This is a genomic window from Corynebacterium sp., assembly GCF_012838985.1.
Classification (GTDB): domain Bacteria; phylum Actinomycetota; class Actinomycetes; order Mycobacteriales; family Mycobacteriaceae; genus Corynebacterium.
The window spans coordinates 40394-47097 of the sequence record NZ_DUOE01000153.1; the positions used below are offsets into that span (position 1 = coordinate 40394).

5 protein-coding genes are annotated in these 6704 nt (G+C 69.0%); 3 read left to right on the forward strand and 2 right to left on the reverse strand.

All coding sequences use genetic code 11. From position 1 onward, the window contains the following. Positions 1 to 23 precede the first annotated feature (23 nt). Positions 24 to 644: a hypothetical protein gene (locus tag GXZ33_RS08975; RefSeq protein ID WP_291340647.1), complete on the forward strand. Its 621-nt coding sequence runs from the start codon at positions 24 to 26 to the stop codon at positions 642 to 644. Between the two features lie 55 nt (positions 645 to 699). On the opposite strand, the gene GXZ33_RS08980 is transcribed toward GXZ33_RS08975, so the two are convergent. Then, complete coding sequence (locus tag GXZ33_RS08980; RefSeq protein ID WP_291340649.1) at positions 700 to 2640, reverse strand: M13-type metalloendopeptidase; 1941 nt, start codon at positions 2638 to 2640, stop codon at positions 700 to 702. A gap of 42 nt (positions 2641 to 2682) precedes the next feature. On the opposite strand from GXZ33_RS08980, the gene GXZ33_RS08985 reads away from it, so the two are divergent. Further along, positions 2683 to 3282, forward strand: coding sequence for a hypothetical protein (locus tag GXZ33_RS08985; protein WP_291340651.1), 600 nt, complete (start codon positions 2683 to 2685; stop codon positions 3280 to 3282). Next, positions 3279 to 4139 (forward strand): PrsW family intramembrane metalloprotease, encoded by an 861-nt coding sequence (locus GXZ33_RS08990; RefSeq protein ID WP_291340653.1) that lies wholly within the window; start codon positions 3279 to 3281, stop codon positions 4137 to 4139. The genes GXZ33_RS08985 and GXZ33_RS08990 overlap by 4 nt, the downstream gene beginning before the upstream one ends. 3 nt (positions 4140 to 4142) lie before the next feature. Here GXZ33_RS08990 and GXZ33_RS08995 read toward each other — a convergent pair. Further along, the coding region (locus tag GXZ33_RS08995) for an arabinosyltransferase (protein WP_291340655.1) at positions 4143 to 6704 on the reverse strand (2562 nt) is incomplete at its 5' end.

The following is a 6704-nucleotide window of genomic DNA, read 5'->3' on the forward strand; positions in this document are numbered from 1 at the left end:
ATCACGCAAGGAGCACACACATCATGAGCGGTGAAGCCCTCATCTACGACGCAGAACTCGATCCCACCAAGGAGGACATCGCGGCCCGTTACGCCGGCATCGTCACCCTGCTGGGCAGCTACCGGCTCGTCGATCCGGACGGCGAGGTCGGCATCGAGGTGCTCATCGGCTCCGACCTCGACGGCCGGGGAGTGCAGCTGCCCCTCACCTACCGTTCCAGCGAGCTGGACGATTCGCACACCCTCATCGAGATGGACCACAGCGTGCTCGGACACCGGTACGTCTCCAACGCCCTCGGTGACCCGGTCGCGGTGACCCAGATCATCCGCACCATCCTCGAGGGCGATGACGGGGCCACCCGTTCCGACGGTGTGCCCGCCGCCCTGGACATCCGCGGTTCCGGCACGCAGGAGAAGGTGGAGATCCTCGACCTCAAGCTCACCGAGGTCACCCGCCAGCGGGCCGTCGGCCACGCGAAGTTCGACGGCCAGACCCGCAACTTCCAGCTACTCATGCCGCACCTGCTGCGCCGCCTCAACCGTGCCGGCGTCGACGCCGACACCGCCCGCCTGCACCTGGTGGGCTGGCTGCCCTCCATGCCGGAGAAGCAGCGCGTGTGCGCGGAGCTGAGCATCCGCGATTAGTCCCCCGACCTGACTGCGTTCCGACCCTCCGGAGAGGGGCGGGCCGCAGTTGTCTCTACCAGATGGTCACGCGCTCCTCCGGGCGGATCCACATGCCGGACTCCTCGGTGATCTCCGGGAAGGCCTCGTAGAACTCGGCGATGTTCGCGGCGATGACGTTGCAGCGGAACTCGGCGGGGGAGTGCGGGTCGATGGCCAGGTACTGCTGTGCCATCTCGGGGCGGATGGCGGTGCGCCAGACCCGCGCCCAGGACAAGAAGAGGCGCTGCAGGCCGTTGAACTCGCGCTCGGCGAGCTGCGGCGAGGCCTGCTCGACCTGGAAGGGCAGGACCGGGGAGGTCCCGAATGTCAGCCCCTTGTCGTCGAGGTAGCGGCGGTACGCGACGACGGCGATGCCCAGGCCGCCGAGGTCGCCGATGTTCTCGCCGAGGGTGAACTCGCCGTTGACGCCCTCGGACTCGATGCCCGCCTGACGCAGCACGGAGGGGATGAGGCCGGTGAACTGGCCGACCAGCTTGTCGGTGAGCTCGGTGAAGGCGGCGCGGTCCTCGTCGGTCCACCAGGACTTGAGGTTGCCGTGGCCGTCGTACTGGGAGCCCTGGTCGTCGAAGCCGTGGCCGATCTCGTGGCCGATGACGGCACCGATGGCGCCGAAGTTCTCGGCGGCGTCCATGTCGGGGGAGTAGAACGGCGGGCGCAGGATCGCGGCCGGGAAGGTGATGTCGTTGACCACCGGGTTGTAGAAGGCGTTGACGGTCTGCGGGGTGGAGAACCACTCGTCGCGGTCCGCCGGCTTACCGATCTTGTTCAGCTCGTAGTCCTGCAGGAACGCCGAGGCCTTCCGCACGTTGTCGAGCAGGTCGCCGCCCGCCGGGGAGAATTCGAGGCCCTCGTAGGAGCGCCACACGTCCGGGTAGCCGATCTTCGCCTTGAACTGGTCGAGCTTCTCCAGCGCGCGGCCCTGCGTCTCGGCGGTCATCCACGGCAGCTGCGAGATGCGCTCGCGGTACGCCTCGACGAGGTAGCCGACGAGCTCGAGCATCTCGTCCTTGGAGGACGCGGGGAAGTGCTTCTCGACGAAGATCCGCCCCACCTCCTGACCCACGAGGGACTCCACCAGACCGACGCCGCGCTTCCAGCGGTCCCGCTGCTGCGTCGCGCCGGAGAGCAGGGTGCCGTAGAACTCGAAGTTCTTGGCCCCGACCTCCTCCGGGAGCACGCCCGCGCGGGAGCGGAGGATGTGCCACGTGGCCCACAGCTGCCAGTCGGCGAGGCGGTCGTCGGTGAGCAGGGAGGCGAGGTGCTCGACGTAGGAGGGCATCATCGACACGAGGCGCTGCCCGGGCAGGCCGGTGCCGGTGAGCAGTCCGCGGATGACCGACGGCAGGGTGTCGAACTCCACCGGGTTGTAGGTCTTCACCGCGTCGCGGGTGGACACGACGTCCCAGTGGCCCGCGGCGATCTCCGTCTCCAGGGCGACGATGCGTTCGGTGGCGATCTCCGGGGTCAGCCCGAACAGGCGCACCGGATCGAGGAAGCCCAGCATGTCGACCACGTGGCGTCGATAAGCGGACACCACGGTGGCGTGCTGCGGCTCGCGGTAGTACGCCTCGTCGGGCAGACCGAGGCCGGACTGGATGAGGTAGGCGACGGCCTCCTCGGAGTCGGAGTCCTTCTCCACCCAGAAGGTCAGCGGCGCGGCGACGCCGAGACGCTCCAGCTCGCCGAGACGGACGGCGAAGGCGGCGGCGTCGGGGGCGCTGAGGAGGTCGAGGTCGGCGTCGAGGGGCGCCATGCCCGCGGCATTGACCCCCTCGACGTCCATGAAGGAACGGAACAGGGTGCCGGCGCGGCCGGTGTCGGACTCGATGATGTCGCGGACGTCGACTTCGGCGTCGTCGCGCAGCTTGTGGAAGGTGCCGTCGACTCCGCGGTCCTCCGGAATCACGTGGGTGGCGAGCCAGGGGCCGTTGACGTATGCGTAGAGGTCGTTCATGCACCCAACTCTAGCGAGCGCACCGGGATTAGTCTGGTGCTCATGAGTTCCTACCGACTCCTTCCTGTCCACGACGGCACATGGTGGCTGGCACTCATCGGGCTCACCGCCGGTGCCATGCTCCTCCCCGCGTTCCTGCTGCCGGTGATCCCGAAGCCGGACACGGGGAGCCCCGTCGTCCTCGGCAGCCACGGCTACGAGTGGTCCATCCCTCTGGACAAGTCGTGCCGCCGCACCGGCGACATCATCAGCCGCGAATGGATGTGCGGCGACGTGCGCATCAAGTCGCAGATCGCGACCGACTCCACCGACCAGGACCGCACCCTGCGGCGCGCGGTCCGCGCCGATGTCCTCGGCCCGCTGCCCACCGGGGACATCGTCCGCGAGGACAGGGCCCGCCTGCTTCTCGACGCCCCCTCCCGCACCCTCGGCCTCTCCCTGGAGGGGGAGGGCGACTCCGACACCCAGACGATGGTGGTCATCCTCTCCGGCCCCGGCCGGGAGATGGCCCTGTACGCGGACACCGTGTGGCAGAAGTTCACCGGTGGGCCGCTCCCGGAGACTGCCGGGCAGTCCATCCGGGAACTGTCCACCCGCGAGCAGCTCCCGCTGGATCCGGCACGGGAGATGATGCCGGTATGAGCCCCAAGTTCCGCTACACCCTCGGCGCCCTCAACATCGTGGGTGTGCCCACCCTGCTGTTCTTCACGTTCATCAACTTCTACTCCTCACCCCTGGGCGGCCTGGTCGGCGTGGGACTCGCCGCGGTCCTGCTCGCCGTGGTGCTGTGGCTGCTCAGCCGTTCCCCGATGTGGCCGGAGCGTTCCGGCGCCGGATGGCGCTGGGTGGTGGCCGGCCTGCTGTGGGGCGCCGGTGTGAGCTTCACGTTCGTCATGGTCGGCGGTGTGCCCATCATCACCATCACCAACCGGCTCGACATGACCCTGTTCGCCGCGTCCTTCGGCGGTGCCTACCCGGAGGAGATCGCCAAGTTCCTCGGCGTGGGCGTCATCCTGTTCAGCTTCCGGGCACTCAACCGCCCCTGGCACGGACTGATGACGGGCGCCGTCATCGGCCTGGGTTTCGAGCTCGCCGAGAACATCATGTACGGCGCCTCCGGTGCGGTCGAGGACCCCAACAGCGACCTCACCGGAGTCCTGGGCATGTGGGGCCTGCGCCTGGTCCTGGGACCCGGCCTGCACGTCATCTTCTCCGCCCTCGCCGGATGGGGGCTGGGCCTGGCCCTGTTCACCGCCGGGCGCAGCCGGGCCTGGCGCGCCGGTGTCGCCGGCGGCTGGCTGTTCGTGGCCTTCAGCCTGCACTTCCTGTGGAACACGATGTGGCCGCAGGAGTGGATGCTGCTGACCAACTACCTGGTGCTGTCCCTCATCATGTACCCGCTGTTCATCTGGGTCTGGGTCCGGGCGCACCGGGCCGCCCGGGCCGACGCATCCTATGCGTGGACCGAGCGGCCTCTGACCTCACTGCCGAGCCCGTAGCGGCTAGCTGCCGGTCGTGATGTTCATCTCCGAGGGCTTCCACCAGCCGGAGCGCTGGATGACCTCGTGATCGATCTCCGCCTCGACCGGCGCCTCGCCGACCGAGTTGGTGCGCAGGCGGTACATCTCGATGGAGCCCCAGTCACGGTGCCAGTCACGGGCCGTGTAGCTGGGCAGCTCGTAGGAGGAGTTGACCGCCTCGGCGGTGCCCATGACGCCGCCGCCGTCGTAGTCCTGGAACGGGGTGAGGGTCGTCTTGCCCGGGTGGTCCGGGGAGATGCGGTACTCGGGGATCTCGGCGACGCCCGCGTAGTGGTCGAAGGTGCGCTGGCAGGGGAACTGCAGCGCGACGGACCAGTCGAGCAGGCCCGGCCGCTCGGAGCCGATGACGTTGTTGAGCGAGTCGAGGGTCGGCACGCGCGGCGGGGTGAAGGCCAGCCACTGCTCCGGGTCGAGGCTCAGGTCGGTGGCGACGATGCGGATGACGTTCGCCTCCTCCGGCAGCGCGTTGATCGGCAGGCGCAGGTTGCGCCACGAGGGCTGCGGGCCGATGTCGAGGAGCTCGACCTCGTCGACGTCGGTGACGCGGCCGTCGGCACCACGGGTGCCGTACTCGAGGAGCAGTTCCTGGCCCTCGTGGAGCACGCCGTTGATGTCGTGGTGCTCGATGCGGCCCGCGGCGGAGACGACGATGAGCGGGGCCTCGTCGCTGTGCTCGGGCAGTTCGTACCAGGAGGTGGTGATGCTGGCCGGGAACTGCTGTCCCTCGGTCCAGGAACCGACCACGGGCACGCGGGTGTAGTCGAGGTTGAAGGGAAGGCGGGCGCGGGAGCCGTTGACGCCGACGTCGGCACGGGTGCCGCCGGTGTTGCCCGTCTCCTGGCCGGTGGCCTCGTCGGAGCCGCCGGAGTTGTCGCTGTCGGCGATGGCACCGACGGAGCTGGTGTCGACCGCGTCCTGGCCGATCGTCGGCGGGAGGTTGTTGGCCCCGAAGCCGCGGTTGTCCTCGGACTCGAGGGACTCACCGAGCTCCACGCCGCCGACGGGGGTGAGGAAGGAGTCGTTGGAGTTCGTCTCGACGAGCGCGTCGTTGGCGAGGCTGCACGTGTCGCCCGTCAGCGAGCGGAGGTTGCCCAGGCCGATGGAGTACGCCGGCGTCTGGGAGACGAAGCCCTTGGCGAAGGACGCCATCGAGAAGACCGTGATCAGCGCACACGCCACGGCGATGGGGGCGGCGGCGAGGCCGGTCCAGCGGCTGCTCCGGGACGCGGCGGCGGCCTCGGAGGCCGCGAGTTCGTCGACGGTGCCGTGCGTCTCCGCCCGGGCGGTGCGGATGCTGCCGAGGAAGGACTGCAGGACACCGACCACGAGGACGGCCAGCGCGATGAAGAGCATGATCGTGGAGGCCTCGACGGCCTTGTACTGGATCGTCTTGTCGAACCACGGGATGCCGAAACTCGAGACGTACCACCAGCCGTTGATGCCGGCCAGGGAGATCGCGAAGATGAACAGCACCGCGCCGATCATCAGCGTCCGGGCGCGTGGTGAGCGCACCGCCAGGGCACTGAGCGCCACCGCCGCCAGCGCCGCGAGGGCACCGGCGATGCCGGCGTACACGCCGAAGTGGTGGGTCCACTTCGTCGGCGTGAACATCATGAAGAACATGGTGCCGAAGATGATGAGCACCAGCCGCAGCGAGGGGTCCTTCGCGGCACCCGGCACCCGGCCGTTACGCAGGATCGCCGCGATGACGATCGCCAGCGCCAGGAACATCATCAGCACCGCGAAACGGCGGGTGAAGGAACCGTCGACGGTCTGCTCCATGAGCGTCTGGTAGCGGACCCACTCCTCGTACCAGTTGAGCGCGGGGCCCTTCGCGGAGCGCACGCGGATCGACTCGAGCACGGAGGCCAGCGTCTGGTCGCCGAACACGGCGAGGAGGATGGCGGTTCCGGAGGCCAGGAAGGGGGCCACCATCGCGGCGACCGCCGTCACGGGGCTTCCACCCAGCAGGGGCAGGCGACGGTAGACGATGCGGATGAGGCTGGACAGGGACGCCAGCAGGGCGGCCACGGCCATGAGGCCGGTCGGGCCGGCGCCGAGGGCGATGGTCGCCAGGATGACGCCGATCGCGGCGGGCAGCAGTCGGGAGGTGGCGATGGCCCGCTCGAAGGAGGCCCAGGTGAGCAGGGCGACCATCGCGATGATCGGCTCCGGGCGGGTGCCGTTGTTGTACGGCAGCCAGAAGGCCAGGAACATCATGGCGGCGGTCCAGTGGGCGACCTGGCGACCGTCGATACGTGCGCCGAGGCGCGGGAGGATCTCCCGGGACAGGACGAACCAGATGATCAGGCCGGAGAGCAGCGCCGGGACACGCATCCACACCGAGGCCGTGGAGACCTGGCTGAACAGGGCGAGCATGTCGTAGAACGGGGAGCCGAAGGGCGACTCCGGCACACCGAACCAGCGGTAGTAGTTCGCCATGTAGTCCGCGTTGCCGGACACCCGCGCCATGGTGAGGATGAAGCCGTCATCCGAGGTGTTGGCGCCGAAGATGTGCCAGAA